Origin of the sequence: Zoogloea sp. (genome assembly GCF_041911615.1) — a bacterium.
Lineage (GTDB): Bacteria > Pseudomonadota > Gammaproteobacteria > Burkholderiales > Rhodocyclaceae > Zoogloea.
The window spans coordinates 1-15428 of sequence record NZ_JAYROR010000112.1; the positions used below are offsets into that span (position 1 = coordinate 1).

The 15428-nt window shown below is 66.9% G+C and carries 12 protein-coding genes; 7 read left to right on the forward strand and 5 right to left on the reverse strand.

What is annotated here, in order from left to right; translation table 11 throughout:
* Positions 1–261 precede the first annotated feature (261 nt).
* Positions 262–1347 (reverse strand): ABC transporter ATP-binding protein, encoded by a 1086-nt coding sequence (locus ACE3P2_RS14180; RefSeq protein ID WP_374265557.1) that lies wholly within the window; start codon positions 1345–1347, stop codon positions 262–264.
* Between the two features lie 37 nt (positions 1348–1384).
* On the opposite strand from ACE3P2_RS14180, the gene ACE3P2_RS14185 reads away from it, so the two are divergent.
* Positions 1385–3052 carry an ABC transporter permease gene (locus tag ACE3P2_RS14185; protein WP_374265559.1) on the forward strand — a complete coding sequence of 556 codons (1668 nt, stop codon included), beginning with the start codon at positions 1385–1387 and terminating at the stop codon, positions 3050–3052.
* Positions 3053–3121: 69 nt separating this feature from the next.
* On the opposite strand, the gene ACE3P2_RS14190 is transcribed toward ACE3P2_RS14185, so the two are convergent.
* From ACE3P2_RS14190 to ACE3P2_RS14200, 3 genes are all read right to left on the reverse strand, one after another.
* Positions 3122–4138, reverse strand: a complete 1017-nt coding sequence (locus ACE3P2_RS14190; protein WP_374265561.1) for a Fe(3+) ABC transporter substrate-binding protein — start codon at positions 4136–4138, stop codon at positions 3122–3124.
* 142 nt (positions 4139–4280) lie between these two features.
* Positions 4281–4676 carry a 4-oxalocrotonate tautomerase family protein gene (locus ACE3P2_RS14195; protein WP_374265563.1) on the reverse strand — a complete coding sequence of 132 codons (396 nt, stop codon included), beginning with the start codon at positions 4674–4676 and terminating at the stop codon, positions 4281–4283.
* Positions 4677–4710: 34 nt separating this feature from the next.
* Positions 4711–5877 carry a YbfB/YjiJ family MFS transporter gene (locus ACE3P2_RS14200; RefSeq protein WP_374265565.1) on the reverse strand — a complete coding sequence of 389 codons (1167 nt, stop codon included), beginning with the start codon at positions 5875–5877 and terminating at the stop codon, positions 4711–4713.
* A 99-nt stretch (positions 5878–5976) separates the two neighbouring features.
* Here ACE3P2_RS14200 and ACE3P2_RS14205 point away from each other — a divergent pair, with 99 nt between their 5' ends.
* Positions 5977–6873: a LysR substrate-binding domain-containing protein gene (locus ACE3P2_RS14205; protein WP_374265567.1), complete on the forward strand. Its 897-nt coding sequence runs from the start codon at positions 5977–5979 to the stop codon at positions 6871–6873.
* A 12-nt stretch (positions 6874–6885) separates the two neighbouring features.
* Complete coding sequence (locus tag ACE3P2_RS14210) at positions 6886–7497, forward strand: DUF938 domain-containing protein (RefSeq protein WP_374265569.1); 612 nt, start codon at positions 6886–6888, stop codon at positions 7495–7497.
* Between the two features lie 6 nt (positions 7498–7503).
* On the opposite strand, the gene pyrF is transcribed toward ACE3P2_RS14210, so the two are convergent.
* Positions 7504–8322: an orotidine-5'-phosphate decarboxylase gene (gene pyrF, locus ACE3P2_RS14215; protein ID WP_374265571.1), complete on the reverse strand. Its 819-nt coding sequence runs from the start codon at positions 8320–8322 to the stop codon at positions 7504–7506.
* Positions 8323–8746: 424 nt separating this feature from the next.
* On the opposite strand from pyrF, the gene ACE3P2_RS14220 reads away from it, so the two are divergent.
* The 4 genes from ACE3P2_RS14220 (at position 8747) to ACE3P2_RS14235 (ending at position 15423) form a co-directional block, all read left to right on the forward strand.
* On the forward strand, positions 8747–9970 hold the full coding sequence (locus tag ACE3P2_RS14220) for a porin (RefSeq protein WP_374265573.1): 1224 nt from the start codon (positions 8747–8749) through the stop codon (positions 9968–9970).
* A 169-nt stretch (positions 9971–10139) separates the two neighbouring features.
* Positions 10140–10649 (forward strand): DUF302 domain-containing protein, encoded by a 510-nt coding sequence (locus ACE3P2_RS14225; RefSeq protein WP_374265575.1) that lies wholly within the window; start codon positions 10140–10142, stop codon positions 10647–10649.
* 86 nt (positions 10650–10735) lie between these two features.
* Positions 10736–12697 carry a DNA topoisomerase IV subunit B gene (parE, locus tag ACE3P2_RS14230; RefSeq protein WP_374265577.1) on the forward strand — a complete coding sequence of 654 codons (1962 nt, stop codon included), beginning with the start codon at positions 10736–10738 and terminating at the stop codon, positions 12695–12697.
* A 665-nt stretch (positions 12698–13362) separates the two neighbouring features.
* Positions 13363–15423, forward strand: coding sequence for a carbon starvation CstA family protein (locus ACE3P2_RS14235; RefSeq protein WP_374265579.1), 2061 nt, complete (start codon positions 13363–13365; stop codon positions 15421–15423).
* The last annotated feature ends 5 nt before the right edge of the window (positions 15424–15428 follow it).

Consider the following 15428-nt stretch of genomic DNA (forward strand, 5'->3'; position numbering starts at 1 on the left):
CTGCGCCGAACATAGGGGCCACGCCGAGCCCCTTGGGCTGCCTTCTCAATTTCCATGGTGTCCACCCATCAAAAATGGTGGACACCTTCGCTGCTCAAAGAAATGGGATCAAGACGGGACAGGGGCGACGCTTACGATCGAACAGCCGGTGCAACAGACCTTAGAGTTCTGAGAGCCAATACGATATATTCTGAAAATTCCTGTTTTCAGAAACATAGAGGATGAATCCAGCGCAACCCCTTCTCTCCCCGATCAAGCCTCTCAACCGACCACGCCCCGCTCAAGCGGCTGCATAAACGCGATGACGTGATCCGCTTCGAGGCGGACGCCGATGCGTTCGCCGATCGCATGGTTGTGGTGCGACGGCACCAGCGATAGCACTTCTGTCCCGCTTTGCAGGCGCAGCGTGTAAAGAATGTCTGCGCCGCGGAACGCCTTGTGACGCACTTCGGCGCGCGTCGGGCTGGCGTCGTCGTGGATCACGTCGTCGGGGCGTAGCAGCACATCGACACTGCAGCCACGTCCGCACCCGGCACAGCCCCGGGTGCAATCGACAGGCACACTGGAATCGAGCACGCCCAGTTCGATCTGCACCCGACAGGCGTCGAGCACGGTGCCCGGCACAAACACGCCCTTGCCGACGAAATCCGCCACAAAACGGTTGGCCGGACGGTGGTACAGGTTGTATGGCGTATCCCACTGCTGGATTCGCCCCTCGTACATCACACCGATCTCGTCGGCCATCGCGAAGGCTTCGTGTTGATCGTGCGTCACCAGTACGGCTGTCATGCCTTCGCTTTTCAGGATTTCGCGCACCTCGACGGACAAACGCTCGCGCAGGTCCACGTCGAGATTGGAAAAAGGTTCATCGAGCAACACGAGTTCGGGCCTCGGCGCCAGCGCCCGGGCGAGCGCAACGCGCTGCTGCTGTCCGCCCGACAGTTCGTGGGGAAACTTACGTCCCTGCCCGGCCAGGCCGACGGTATCGAGCAGTGCAGCCACTCGCTGGTCGCGGTCAGTCGCACCCGCCGAACGCAGGCCGAAGCCGACGTTCTGCTCGACCGTGAGATGCGGAAACAGCGCGTAATCCTGAAAAACCATGCCCACCCTGCGCTGCTCCGGCGGCACGCGATGACCGGGGCGACTCATCGTGGCGTCGTGGATCAGGATCTCACCGCCCGAAACCGCTTCGAAACCGGCAATGCAGCGCAGCAAGGTTGTCTTGCCGCAACCCGAAGGACCGAGCAGGCAGGCGATGCGACCTTGCGCGAGACGAAAATCGACGCCATTGACGATGGTCTGTTGGCCGTAGCGTTGGACGACCGACCTGAGTTCAAGTTTGGACATGGCATCGATTATAATTCGCATTCTCATCGGATTGCCTATGACTTCCCGCCCCTCTCCCCTGCCCGCGCCGCGCCCTCGCCTTTTCCGCTTCTCGGCCCTCACCCTGGTTGGCTTGCTGATCGCGGCGCTTGCTGGCGCTCCGGTAGCGAGCGTCGGCTTCAACCTCCTGGCGGGCGGCACCAGCAGCACCTGGTCACACCTGGCGGCAACCGTGCTCCCGGAGTACATCCAGAATTCGCTGGCGTTGTGCGCCGGCGTCGGCATCGGTGTCGCAACCGTAGGCGTTGCCACGGCCTGGCTCACCACGATGCACGACTTTCCCGGTCGGCGTTTCTTCGACTGGGCGCTGGTGCTCCCGCTCGCCGTACCCGCCTATGTCATGGCGTACGTTTACACCGATTTCCTGCAGTTCGTCGGCCCGGTGCAGAGCCTGCTGCGTGACACCTTCGGCTGGGAATACGGCGACTACTCCTTTCCCGACGTCCGCACCCTGCCCGGCGCAATGCTGATGTTCGTCTTCGTGCTCTACCCTTACGTCTACCTGCTCGCCCGCACGGCGTTTCTCGAGCGGGCCGGAGGCGTGCTCGAAGCGGCCCGCACCCTCGGCATCGGCCCGTGGCGGGCCTTCTTCAGCGTGTCGCTCCCGCTCGCACGGCCGGCCATCGCTACCGGCGTCGCGCTGGCGCTGATGGAAACCCTCGCCGATTACGGTACCGTCGCCTACTTCGCTGTGAACACCTTCACGACCGGCATCTACCGGGCGTGGTTCTCGCTGGGCGACCGCATCGCTTCGGCCCAGCTGGCGGCGATGCTGCTCGGCTTCGTGCTGCTGCTGGTGGCGCTCGAACGGCTGACCCGCGGGCGGGCGCGTTATCACAACACCTCCCTGCGGCGCCGCTCTCCCGCCGCGCGCCTGCGTGGGCCAGCCGCGCTGCTGGCGACGCTCGCCTGCCTGACGCCGCTGCTATTGGGTTTCTTGGTCCCGGCCGGCCTGCTGCTGCGCATGGCGCTGGGCGAGGGCGACGCGCAGTTCGGCGAACGCTTCGTGGTGCTGGCCCGCAACAGCTTCACCCTGGCGGGACTCACAGCCCTGCTGGCAGTTGGGCTCGCGGTGCTGCTGGCTTACAGTGCGCGGCTGTCCAGGCATGGGCTGACTCGGGGTTTCAACCGTGTCGTCGGGCTCGGCTACGCGGTGCCGGGCACGGTGATCGCGGTTGGCGTGCTGATTCCGGTCACCCGCCTCGACAATTGGCTGGCGGGGCAATGGCAGACATGGTTCGGCAGTAATCCGGGGCTGCTGCTCACCGGCGGGATTGCCGCGCTGGTCTATGCCTATCTGGCACGCTTTCTATCGGTGGCGCTGCAGACCGTCGAGGCCAGCCTCGCCAAGATCACCCCCAACATGGACGACGCCGCCCGCAGCCTGGGCTTGGGTCAGGCTGCCACGCTGCGACGGGTGCATGTGCCGATCCTGCGCGGCAGCCTGTTCACCGCCGGGCTGCTGGTTTTCGTGGACGTGATGAAGGAGCTTCCAGCCACCCTGGTGATGCGTCCCTTCAACTTCGACACCCTGGCCACTCAGGCCTACACCCTGGCTTCCGACGAGCGTCTGGCCGAGGCATCGACCGCAGCGCTGGCCATCGTGGTGGTCGGACTGCTGCCGCTGATCGCCCTGTCGCGCCAGATCGCCCGCGACCGTCACTGAGCGCGCCACAACGCACGACGCCCCGACAAGCGGGGCGTCGCAGCAAACGCGGGATCGCGGGAAGCGCGCTTATTTGTAGCCGGCGCGATCGAAGATCATCTGCGCCTTTACCTGGAACATCTCGAGCTTCTTCACCGGGAGGCTGTCGGCCTTGAACTTGCCCAGGGCATCCAGCGCCTTGTTGGAGACTTTCACCGAATCGACCACCGGCCACTCGTTGTTGCCATCGGCAAAGTAGCGCTGGGCGTCGTCGGAAGCCAGATATTCGAGGAACTTCACCGCCGCCTCCTTGTGCGGCGCGTATTTCAGCACGCCGGCGCCGGACACGTTGATGTGGGTGCCGGTGGTGGCCTGATTGGGCCACACCACGCCGACGCGCTCCATCACCTTCACGTCCTCGGGCTTGGTGGAGCGCATCATCCGCGCCACGTAATAGGTGTTGGATAGCGCCACCTGGCATTCGCCGGCGGCCACTGCCTTGATCTGGTCGGTGTCGCCGCCCTTGGGCGCGCGGGCGAAGTTCGCCACCATCCCGCGGGCCCACTCCTCGGCCTTCGCCTCGCCCTGATGGGCGATGACCGACGCCCCCAGCGACAGGTTGTAGGGATGCGACCCGGAACGCGAACACAGCTTGCCCTTGAGCGCCGGCTTGGCCAGGTCGTCGTAGTTGCGAACCTCGTCGGCCTTCACGCCCAGCTTGTTGTAGATGATGACGCGGGCGCGCGTCGAGAACGAAAACCAGTCTTCGGTGCGCAGATGCGCCGGAATGCGCGCTTCGAGCACCTTCGAGTTCACCGGCACGAACAGCCCCATCTCGTGGGCCTTGGCAAGGCGCGCCGCGTCCACCGTCAGCAGGATGTCGGCCGGACTGTTGGCGCCTTCGTTGCGAATGCGTTCGAGGAGCTCGTCCTCCTTGCCGTCGATCCGGTTGATGCGGATGCCCGTCTGCTTGGTGAAATTGGTGTAGAGCGCCTCGTCGGTCTGGTAATGGCGAGCCGAGTAGAGGTTGAGCTCCTTGTCGTCGGCCTGGGCGCCAAAGGCCGCACTGGCCAGGGCGGCGGCAAGCAGGGTGGACTTGAACGTCATCGATGGGACTCCGGGTGAAAAGTGCAAGATACGGAAACGGGCGCCACGCGCCCACACAACGACGACGAGTCTAACCACGCAAAATGAAAATGTAAATGCGAATTGTTCGCAACACAAAGACTGTGCGTCCAACCCGGCGGGCTCAGAGCGGCTGACTCCGCACGAAACGGAACTCCTGCGTCTGGCCCGAATAGCCCCAGGCGTCGGCGGGCGGTTCGTGGAGCGTCACGTAGCTGGCCGGGTCGAGCCCGCCCAGCCGCGCCTCCAGCGCCGCGAAGGCGGCACGCACGAAGGCCGCCTTCTGGGCCTTGGTGTTGGTACCCGCGGTGATGCGGATTTCCAGCACGGCGCCGGCGCGGCCCTCGGACAAGGGCGCGCCGCCGACGAACCAATGATCCACGGCCACCGGATGGACCGCGACAACGGTCAGGCCGCGGGCCTTCCCGAGCAGTTCCACGGTCAGATCGGTCAGCGTCGCGGCGAGTTCGCCGAAATCCACAGGCGTGGGCGATGCACAAGCAAGGGTGAGGTAAGGCATGGCGATGTCTCCCGACACAGAAATGTTGCCCCGATCAACCCAGCCGCTCGCGGCGGCGCGACACTTCCAGCAGCGCGGCGCTCAGCACCAGCGCACCCGCGGCCAGCAGCACCGGGAGCGCAAGCCCGGCATCGCGACCGCGCACCGCCACCAGCAGCGGTCCGGCGATCTGGCCGACCCCGTAGCAGGCGGTGATGAGACCGATGCGCCGCGCCGTGAGGCGCGCATCCGGTACCCGCGCAAGCCACTGGGCCAGTCCGGCGATGCCCATGAAAGTGCCGCCCAGCAGCGCCGCGCCGGTCATGGCCGCCGCAACGCCATCCACCAGCACCGGCAAGGCCACGCCCACCGCCTGGATCAGCGTGGCCGCCATCAGCACCGGATAACCCCCCCGCCGAAACGACAGACGAACCCACAGCGCGGTGGCGGGCAGCGCCGCCAGCCCCACCACCAGCCAGCCGGCCATCGCCGCGCCGGCCGTGCCGGACTCGCCACGCAGCAGGGTCGGCAGAAAAGTGGCATTGACGATGTAACCGAATCCCGCCAGGCCATACGCCGCGGCCAGCCAACCGAGCGGCGGCGCGGCGCCGGCCGTGGTCGCGTTGGTCGGCGTTCCGGGCGCGCTGCGTCCGTGGGGCGCCAGCACCGCAGCGACCCCCAGCGCCGCCACGGTCGCCACCGCGCCCAGTGCGCGCCAGCCTCCCAGCGCATCGCCCGCGCCCAGCCCCTGCGCCACCAGCGCCGACACCACGATGCCGCACCCCACGCCCATGTAGTGCAGCGCACTCCAGCCGGCGGCACCCCGCTCGGCGAGGCCGCGCAGCACGATGCCGGTCGCGTAGACATAAACCACCGCGCTCGCCACGCCGGAGACGAAACGCAGCGCGCACCACCCCGCAAAGCCCAGGTGTACGCCCATCGCCACGGTGCTCGCGACACTCGCCAGCACGCCGACGACGAGCCGTCGCGACGCGTCCGCCCGCGTACTGAAGGCCGTCCACAGGGCGCCGGCCAGGTAGCCGAGATAGTTCATCGCAGCCATCACGCCGGCGCCGCCCAGATCGAGCAAGCCGTCGTCGCGCATCTGCGGCAGCAGCGCGGTGAAGCCGAATCGGCCGATGCCCATCGCCAGCATCAGGGCCAGCAACCCGGCGGCGGCGATCAGGGGCGGGCGCGGCGAGGCGTGGGCACGCGAATCCATGGGCGGGTCCTCAGAAAACGATGGACGCAGCCTACGCGAGACAAAACCCCATTAAAAATGATTTAATCAAATTCGATTCATCACAAAAAGAGATGAAAAATGGATCTGGCCGACCTTCGCCTGTTTCGTGCCGTCGTCGAGGAAGGCAGCGTCACCCGCGCCGCCGAGCGCTTGCACACCGTGCAGTCCAACGTCACCACGCGGCTGCGCCTGCTCGAGGAAAACCTCGGCACGCCGCTGTTCGACCGCATCAACCGGCGCCTCGTCATCACGCCCGCCGGCAGCCTGCTCGACCGCTACGCCGACCGCCTGCTCAACCTCGCCGACGAGGCCCGCGACGCGGTGCGCAGCACGCTGGCGCCCCAGGGCCTGCTGCGCCTGGGCTCGATGGAAACCACCGCGGCCACCCGCCTGCCAGGCGTGATCGCCGATTTCCGGCGCCGTCACCCCCAGGTCGAACTGCGCCTCACCACGTCGCACACCGCCGGGCTGGTGCAGGGCGTGCTGAACCACCAGCTCGACGCCGCCCTCGTCGCCGGGCCGATCAATCACCCCGAGCTCGAACAGATGCCGGTGATCGACGAAGAAGTGGTGCTCATCAGCGCCGCCGACTGGCCGGCCATCGTCAGCAGCGCCGATCTGGCGCGCCGCGGCCCGGTCGAGCTGATCACCTTCCGCGAAGGCTGCAGCTATCGCCAGCGCCTGCTCGACTGGCTGTGGCGCGACGGCGTGCCGGTAGCCCAATGCAGCACCTTCGGCACGTTCGAGGGCATTCTCGGCTGCGTCGCTGCCGGCATGGGTGTGAGCCTGGTGCCCCGCGCCATCGTCGGCGCCCACCTGCTGCGCCCCGAGCCGACGCTGCGTCTCCATCCCCTGCCACCCGACATGGCCCATTGCACCACGCTGATGATCTGGCATCGGGCGCGCAGCCGCGTTCCCGCCCGGGAAGCCTTCGCCGCCTGCCTCAAGGCGCAGCTTGGCGGCGCAGTCGCCTGAAAGGAATCGAAGATGAACATTCCAGCGCTCAAACCCTGGTCGGCCGCCTGCGAACGCAATCAGGAGCCGATCCTGGCGGTGCTGCGCGAACAGTTCGCCGATCGCCAGCGCGTGCTGGAGGTCGGCTCGGGCACCGGCCAGCACGCCGTGCACTTTGCCGCGGCCCTGCCCCAGCTAAGCTGGCAGACCAGCGACCGGCCCGAGTGGCTGCCCGGCATCCGTCTGTGGCTGGCCGAGGCCGGGCTCCCCAACACCCCGCCACCGCTGACGCTGGACGTGACCGGGCCGTGGCCCGCCGAACAGTTCGATGCGGTGTTTTCGGCCAACACCCTGCACATCATGGGCTGGCCCGAAGTGGAAGCGCTGTTCGCGGCACTGCCGGCAGTGCTCGCACCCGACGCGCGATTGACGATCTACGGCCCCTTCAACTACGGCGGGCGTTTCACCAGCCCGAGCAACGCCGCGTTCGACGCCGCGCTGCGGGCCGACGACCCGAAGCGCGGCATCCGCGACTTCGAGGCGGTGGATGCCCTGGCGCGCGCCATCGGCCTGCGTCTGGTCGAAGACCGCGCGATGCCCGCCAACAACCGCTGCCTGAGCTGGCGGCGGACGCCGGCGGCCTGAGCGTTTTCAGCGCCGGTACAGATTGACCTCGTCCCGGGTGGCCAGCGCCACCCGACGGGCCGCCTCGGCGAAATCCTCGCCCTGGCCGGCGTAGAGGATCGCCCGCGACGAGGAGATCATCAGCCCGGCCCCCGCAGCCGTGCGACCGGCCTTGACGGTGGCCTCCACGTCGCCGCCCTGGGCGCCGATGCCCGGCACCAGCAGCGGCAGATCGCCGACGATGGCGCGTACGTCGGCCAGTTCCTGCGGGAAGGTCGCGCCCACCACCAGGGCGTTCTGCCCGTGCGTGTTCCACTTGCCGGCGACCAGCTCGGCCACGTGCTGGTACAGCTTGCGCCCACCGGCCACTTCGAGGTTCTGCAGATCGGAGCCGCCCGGGTTGGAGGTGCGACACAGCACGATCAGGCCCTTGTCGGCGAACTCCAGGTAAGGCTCCACCGAATCGAAACCCATGTAGGGATTCACCGTCAGCGCGTCGGCCCGGTAGCGCTCGAAGGCCTCGCGGGCGTACTGCTGGGCGGTGGCGCCGATGTCGCCGCGCTTGGCGTCGAGCACGACCGGCACCTGGGGATGTTTTTCGTGGATGTGGGCGATCAGCGCCTGCAGCTGGTCCTCGGCGCGGGCCGCGGCGAAGTAGGCAATCTGCGGCTTGAAGGCGCAGGCCAGATCGGCGGTGGCGTCGACGATCGCCTTGCAGAAAGCCAGCACAGCGTCGGGCCGGTCTTTCAGATGGGCCGGGAAGCGCTTCAGGTCCGGATCGAGGCCGACGCACAGCAGGGAATCGTGACGCTGCCACGCGGCAGCCAGTTTGGAACGGAAATCCATGGAAGGAAGGGGCGCGCTCGCCCGGGCAGTCGAAGTCGGACGCAATTTTACCAGCCCTTCGGCGCCCCCAGCGCTGTCCGCCGAGGTGCCGATGTTGCGCTACAGCATGCTCCAGCCCCGCTCAGCCCGGGCGTGGCAGGTGTCCATTTTGTGTACAGCAAAAACCGGCCAGACGCCCCGGCGGGATTTCTGGCGAAAATTAAAAATTCTTTTTAAAACATAAGTTTTGTCTATTTTTTTGCCTGTGCCAGGCGGACTGGCACAGCGCTCGCACAAGGATTGGCGCTCCGTAACGGCGTGTTTCAGGCGGAAATCAACGGGATACCCGACCGACGAAACCCGACCTGGGGAGGAGCGAAACGACGGAGCCGACGAGCCCGCGTTGCGCTGGTGAAATCAATCAAAACATCCGGAGACCAAAGTCATGAAGAAATCCCTGCTGGCCCAATCCGTCGCCCTCGCCTGCCTCGCGGCCGCCGCCGGTGGCGCCCACGCCGTGAGCTTCACCCAGAACGACGTGACCGTCGACATCAACGGAACCGTCAATGGCTTCTACGTCAATCGCGACGCGAAGCTCACGAACAAGACCACCGGCACGTCCAACACCACCAACAACAGCGAGCTGACCAACGGTCTGCTGCCCGGCTGGATCAATTTCGTGGTGACCACCAAGGCCGGCGACCAGGACATCAAGGCTCACTTCAGCTTCGCCCCCGGCATCAACAACAATTCCACCGTCGTTGGCCTGCCGATCGGCAACAACGCCAACGGCGCCGGTGTCACCAACCCGTACAGCCAGATCGACACCCGTAACGTCTACTTCCAGTTCGGCAACAACGACTGGGGCACCCTGAAGTTCGGTCGCGACATCGGCCTGTTCGGCCAGAACATCATCCTGTCCGACATGACCCTGATCGGCGTCGGCGGCACCTCCAACGCCGGCATCCCGTACAACACCACCTTCGGCATGATCGGCCACGGTTACATGTACACCGGCTTCCAGGCCCAGATCACCTACACCACGCCGAACTTCAACGGTCTGCAGGCGTCGGCCGGCATCTTCCAGCCGAGCAAGTTCGCGGGCGACGAGACCAAGACCCCGGGCTTCCAGGCCAAGGTCGATTACGACTGGAAGGGCGGCGTTCCCGGCAAGGTCTGGGGTGGCCTCGTGACCCAGAGCACCAGCTGCTCCACCACCACCTGCGCCAACAAGGACTTCACCGCCACCGGCTACGAAGTCGGCGCCAAGGCCGGCTTCGGCAACTTCGAGGCCGTCGCATACGGCTTCGCCGGCAAGGGTCTGGGCATGTCCACGGTTGGCGCCCAGTTCTTCCAGGGCGGCAACGCCGCGGGCGAGAAGACCGACTCCAAGGGCTACTTTCTGCAGGGCACCTACAAGTTCAACAAGACCAAGGTGGGCGTGAACTGGGGCCGCAACCGCGACGAGAAGGGCGGCACCCTCGACACCACCGGCAACGGTCTGGGCGCGGTCAATTCGCAGACCAACACCGCCTACACCGTCGGCGTCTATCACAGCCTGAACAAGTTCGTGACCCTGGTGGGCGAATTCAACAACGAAAAGGTGACCAACAGCCTCAGCGAAGCCAAGAACAACACCATCTCGGCCGGCGCGATCCTGTTCTTCTAAGCCACAACAGCCGGACGGGCCGCAACAGGCCCGCCGCGCGCAAGTTCTCTTGCTGTGTTCTCCCTCCTTCCGGGCGCCCTCGTGGCGCCTGTTTTTTTGCCCGTCGCGCCATCGCCGGCCGCCGCCAAGCGGTGCTATCGTCCGGCGACCGACACTCCGGGAGCTTCCGATGCCGTGCCTCGCCATCCGGGCCGCCGCCCTGCCCCTGCTGACCGCCCTGCTCGCCCTTTCCTCGGCCGTCCCCCTGCCCGCCCGTGCCGACGCGGACATCCAGCAGCGCGTCCTGTCCCCCAGCCGCTACGCCGACGCCCGCGAGGCGCTGGTGGATGCCATCGAGACCGAGGGCCTGGTGCCGTCGCCCCCGAGCGTTTTCGGCGACATGCTGGCCCGCACCGGGCCGGCCCTCGGCCAGGAAACCCGGGTGTATGCCGAAGCCGAGGTGATGCACTTCTGCAGCGCCCGCATCGCCTGGCAGCTGGCCCGCGAAAATCCGCTCAACGTGGCCCAGTGCCCGTTGTCGATGGCGATCTACACCCTGCCCGGCGAGCCCGCCACGGTGCGCCTCGCGTGGCGCCCGGCGGTGGGCGACAGCCCGGGCGCGCGGGCCGCCAACGCGCTGCTCGCGCGGATCGCCGCGCAAACCGCCGACAACGCCGGGCGGGCCAGCCTGGGGCATTGATCCCCCCGCCGTCCCCTCGCCGGAAGCGGGCCCGCCATGTATAGTCCGCACCGCTTCGAAAACCCACCCGGATTCACGCCCCCAGCATGACCCAGAAAACCTACACCGCCGAGTCGATCACCGTCCTCAAGGGCCTCGAGCCCGTCAAGCAGCGGCCGGGCATGTACACCCGCACCGAGAACCCGCTGCACGTGATCCAGGAAGTCATCGACAACGCGGCCGACGAGGCGATGGCCGGGTTCTGCCGCAAGATCGCCGTGACCCTGCACCTGGACGGCTCGGTCAGCGTGGCCGACGACGGGCGCGGCATTCCGGTCGAAATCCACCCGGTCGAGGGCGTGTCCACGGTCGAGGTGGTATTCACCCGCCTGCACGCCGGCGGCAAGTTCAACAAGACCGACGACGACTCCGCCTACCGCTTCTCGGGCGGTCTGCACGGCGTTGGCGTATCGGTCACCAACGCCCTGTCGCACCGGCTGGAAGTCGAGGTGGTGCGCGACGGCGGCCGGCATCGCCTGGTGTTCTCGGGTGGCGACGTGATCGAGCCCCTCACCCGCCTCGGCGACGCCCCCAAGAAGCAGAGCGGCACCAGCGTGCGCGCCTGGCCAGACGGCAAGTATTTCGACGCACCCGACCTGCCCCGCGCCGAGCTCGAACGCCTGCTGCGCTCCAAGGCCGTGCTGATGCCGGGCCTCGAGGTCAGCCTCGCCATCGAAGGCGGCGACACCCGCACCTGGCTGTTCGAGGAAGGTATGCGCGGCTACCTGGGCGAAGCGCTGTCCGACGAGCCGCTGATCCCGCTGTTCTCCGGCGAGAAATACGCGCCCAAGGGCGACGAGACCTTCGCCGCCGGCGAGGGCGCCGCGTGGGCCGTGGCGTGGACGCTGGAAGGCGCGCCGGTGCGCGAGTCCTACGTCAACCTCATCCCCACCCCCGCCGGCGGCACCCACGAGGCCGGCCTGCGCGACGGCATCTTCACCGGCATCAAGAACTTCATCGACCACCACGCGCTCTTGCCCAAGGGCGTCAAGCTCACCGCCGACGACGCCTTCGGTCGCGCCTCCTTCCTGCTCTCGGCGCGGGTGCTCGACCCCAGCTTCCAGGGCCAGACCAAGGAACGCCTCAACAGCCGCGACGCCGTGCAGCTCGTCTCGCGCATGGTCCGCGACCCCTTCGAGCTGTGGCTCAACGAGCACGTGGATTACGGCAAGAAGCTCGCCGAGCTGGCCATCAAGGCCGCCCAGGCCCGCGCCCGCGCGGCCCAGAAGGTGGAGAAGCGCAAGTCGTCCGGCGTGGCGGTGCTACCGGGCAAGCTCTCGGATTGCGAATCCGAGGACATCGAGCGCAACGAGCTCTTCCTGGTCGAGGGCGACTCCGCCGGCGGCAGCGCCAAGATGGCCCGCGACAAGGATACCCAGGCCATCCTCCCGCTGCGCGGCAAGGTGCAGAACGCCTGGGAGGTGGAGCGCGAACGGCTCTTCGCCAACGCCGAGATCCACGACATCGCCGTGGCCCTGGGCGTGGACGCCCACACCGCCGATTCCGAGCCCGATCTATCCGAGCTGCGCTACGGCAAGGTCATCATCATGTCCGACGCCGACGTGGACGGCTCCCACATCCAGACCCTGCTGCTCACCCTGTTCTTCCGCCACTTCCCCAAGCTCATCGAGCGCGGCCACATCTACGTGGCCCAGCCGCCGCTGTATCGCCTCGATGTGCCCGCCTCCGGCATGAAGCGTCCGCCGCGCCGCCTGTACGCGCTGGACGACCAGGAGCTGGCCTCGCTCCGCGATCGTCTCGGCCACGAAGGCATCAAGCCCGAACACATCGAAGTGGGCCGATTCAAGGGCCTGGGCGAGATGAACCCCGAGCAGCTCCGCGAAACCACCATGGACCCGGCCACCCGCCGCGTGCTGCCGGTGCACGTGCGCGGCGGCGCCTTCGACGAAACCCTGCGCATGTTCACGCTGCTCATGGGCAAGGGCGAAGCCTCCGGCCGCCGCGCCTGGATGGAAGAGAAAGGCGACTCGGTCGAAGCCGACGTCTGATCCGGCTGCAACGCCATCGCCTGCGGCCGGGTCTTCCCGGCCGTTTTTTCATCCGCGCCCGGGTAGCGAGCTGCCGGAATCGCCTCATTTTAAGGCGCCGAGGGGTTGCCGCCACCCGGCCTCGACCCATTTTCAGTCGAAGGCGCCTGAATTTCAGTCGAAGGCGGGTAAACGGAATGGCCGATGGACTGATCCGTCATGGCGGCAGGGGGTGATCGCCACCCGACGTCGATGCATTTTCAGGCGAGGTCGCCCAATATCGAGGCAACCGAGGGGAAGCCTGAGCCGGGATCGACGCAAGGGCCGTCGAACTCGGAGAGCCAACACCCCATGTCGCCTGCCGATCACCCGGCATCGACCGACGACCGATCCCGCTGCGCGCGCCACGAGCCGCCCCCGGCTTGCGCACATGCCCGCAAGTCCATGACTTCGATCAATGCCCGTGCACTCATGTGTAAAACCCTGATTGACCGTACGGGTTCGTATGGAACAATTCGCCAAAGGCGATCCCGCGGTCGGGCTGCGGGGTCGGCCTCCAGCGGGTTGTGTCCCGTCCTCGCGTGAGATCCAGTGCAGCTCCCCGCGCAGCGTCGCCCCGAACTGTTGCTTCATCTTTCCCGTCGGCCGGGCCTTTCCGCTTCCGCCAACAAGAAAAGAGGAAAACCATGAACTCCATCCAGCGTCACCTGGGGTGGGCCGCCGTTGCCCTGCTGGGCGCCGGCGCCACCGCCATTGTCGCCCTCAACCGCGGAGAGACCATCAACGCCCTGTGGCTGGTCATCGCCGCGGTGTGCACCTACCTCATCGCCTACCGGTACTACAGCCTCTTCATCGCCGACAAGGTGATGGAACTCGACCCCACCCGCATGACCCCGGCCCTGCGTCACAACGACGGCCTGGACTACGTGCCGACCAACAAATACGTGCTGTTCGGCCACCACTTCGCCGCCATCGCCGGCGCCGGCCCGCTGGTCGGCCCGGTGCTCGCCGCGCAGATGGGCTACCTGCCGGGGATGCTGTGGATCCTCGCCGGCGTGGTGTTCGCCGGCGCGGTGCAGGATTTCATGGTCCTGTTCATCTCCACCCGCCGCGACGGCCGCTCCCTGGGCGACCTGGTCAAATCCGAGCTCGGCCCGGTGCCCGGCGTGATCGCGCTGTTCGGCACCTTCATGATCATGGTCATCATCCTCGCGGTGCTGGCGCTGATCGTCGTCAAGGCCCTGGCCGAATCGCCGTGGGGCATGTTCACCGTCGCCGCCACCATCCCCATCGCGCTCTTGATGGGCGTGTATAGCCGCTACATCCGCCCGGGCCGCATCGGCGAGATGTCGATCATCGGCTTCGTGCTGCTGATGGCCTCGATCATCTACGGCGGCGACATCGCCGCCAGCCCCACCTGGGGCCCGCTGTTCACGTTTGATGGCAAGCAGCTCACCTGGCTGCTGATCGGCTACGGCTTCGTCGCCTCGGTGCTGCCGGTGTGGCTGCTGCTGGCGCCACGGGACTACCTGTCCACCTTCCTCAAGATCGGCACCATCGTCGGCCTCGCCATCGGCATCGCCCTGGTGGCCCCGAACCTGCAGATGCCGGCCCTCACCAAGTTCATCGACGGCACCGGCCCGGTGTGGTCGGGCAGCCTGTTCCCGTTCCTGTTCATCACCATCGCCTGCGGCGCGGTGTCGGGCTTCCACGCCCTGATCTCGTCGGGCACCACGCCCAAGCTGCTGGATAACGAGAAGAACGCCCGCCTGATCGGCTACGGCGGCATGCTCATGGAGTCCTTCGTGGCGATCATGGCGCTGGTGGCCGCCTCGGTCATCGAGCCCGGCGTGTACTTCGCGATGAACAGCCCGGCCGCGGTGATCGGCAAGACCGCCGAAAGCGCGGCCCTGGCCATCAGCCAGTGGGGCTTCGTGGTCACCCCCGAAATGCTGCTCCAGACGGCCCAGGACGTGGGCGAGAAGACCATCATCTCCCGCGCCGGCGGCGCCCCGACCCTGGCCGTCGGCATGGCCCACATCCTCTCCAACGCCCTCGGCGGCAAGACGATGATGGCCTTCTGGTACCACTTCGCGATCCTTTTCGAAGCGCTGTTCATCCTCACCGCCGTCGATGCCGGCACCCGCGCCGGGCGCTTCATGCTGCAGGATCTGATGGGCACCTTCGTGCCGTCCATGCGCAAGATGGATTCCATCTTCGCCAGCCTCGTCGCCACCGCCCTGTGCGTGGCCGCATGGGGCTACTTCCTGTACCAGGGCGTGGTCGACCCGCTCGGTGGCATCAACACCCTGTGGCCGCTGTTCGGCATCGCCAACCAGATGCTGGCCGGCGTCGCGCTGACCCTCGCCACCGTGGTGTTGTTCAAGATGAAGCGCGAGCGCTTCGCCTGGGTCACCGTCGTGCCCACCGTCTGGCTGCTCACCTGCACCCTCACCGCCGGCTGGCAGAAGATCTTCCACGACAACCCGAAGATCGGCTTCCTCGCCAACGCCCACAAATACCAGGCGGGCATCGACCGCGGCGAAGTGCTGGCGCCAGCCAAGTCGCTGGAACAGATGCACCAGATCGTCTTCAACAACTACATCGACGCGGCACTGTCGGGCCTGTTCATGCTGCTGGTCATCAGCATCCTGATCTACGCCATTCCGGCCTGCCGGCGTGCGCTGGGCAACGGCAAGCCCACCACCGTCGAGACGCCCTACGCGCCGATTCCGGCCCAGGGCTGAGGACA

Coding starts and splice junctions, on each gene's coding strand:
- ACE3P2_RS14220 (WP_374265573.1), top strand. CDS start 8,747: ATGAAGAAATCCCTGCTGGCCCAATCCGTCGCCCTCGCCTGCCTCGCG.
- ACE3P2_RS14225 (WP_374265575.1), top strand. CDS start 10,140: ATGCCGTGCCTCGCCATCCGGGCCGCCGCCCTGCCCCTGCTGACCGCC.
- ACE3P2_RS14205 (WP_374265567.1), top strand. CDS start 5,977: ATGGATCTGGCCGACCTTCGCCTGTTTCGTGCCGTCGTCGAGGAAGGC.
- ACE3P2_RS14180 (WP_374265557.1), bottom strand. CDS start 1,347: ATGTCCAAACTTGAACTCAGGTCGGTCGTCCAACGCTACGGCCAACAG.
- ACE3P2_RS14200 (WP_374265565.1), bottom strand. CDS start 5,877: ATGGATTCGCGTGCCCACGCCTCGCCGCGCCCGCCCCTGATCGCCGCC.
- ACE3P2_RS14195 (WP_374265563.1), bottom strand. CDS start 4,676: ATGCCTTACCTCACCCTTGCTTGTGCATCGCCCACGCCTGTGGATTTC.
- ACE3P2_RS14235 (WP_374265579.1), top strand. CDS start 13,363: ATGAACTCCATCCAGCGTCACCTGGGGTGGGCCGCCGTTGCCCTGCTG.
- ACE3P2_RS14210 (WP_374265569.1), top strand. CDS start 6,886: ATGAACATTCCAGCGCTCAAACCCTGGTCGGCCGCCTGCGAACGCAAT.
- pyrF (WP_374265571.1), bottom strand. CDS start 8,322: ATGGATTTCCGTTCCAAACTGGCTGCCGCGTGGCAGCGTCACGATTCC.
- ACE3P2_RS14190 (WP_374265561.1), bottom strand. CDS start 4,138: ATGACGTTCAAGTCCACCCTGCTTGCCGCCGCCCTGGCCAGTGCGGCC.
- parE (WP_374265577.1), top strand. CDS start 10,736: ATGACCCAGAAAACCTACACCGCCGAGTCGATCACCGTCCTCAAGGGC.
- ACE3P2_RS14185 (WP_374265559.1), top strand. CDS start 1,385: ATGACTTCCCGCCCCTCTCCCCTGCCCGCGCCGCGCCCTCGCCTTTTC.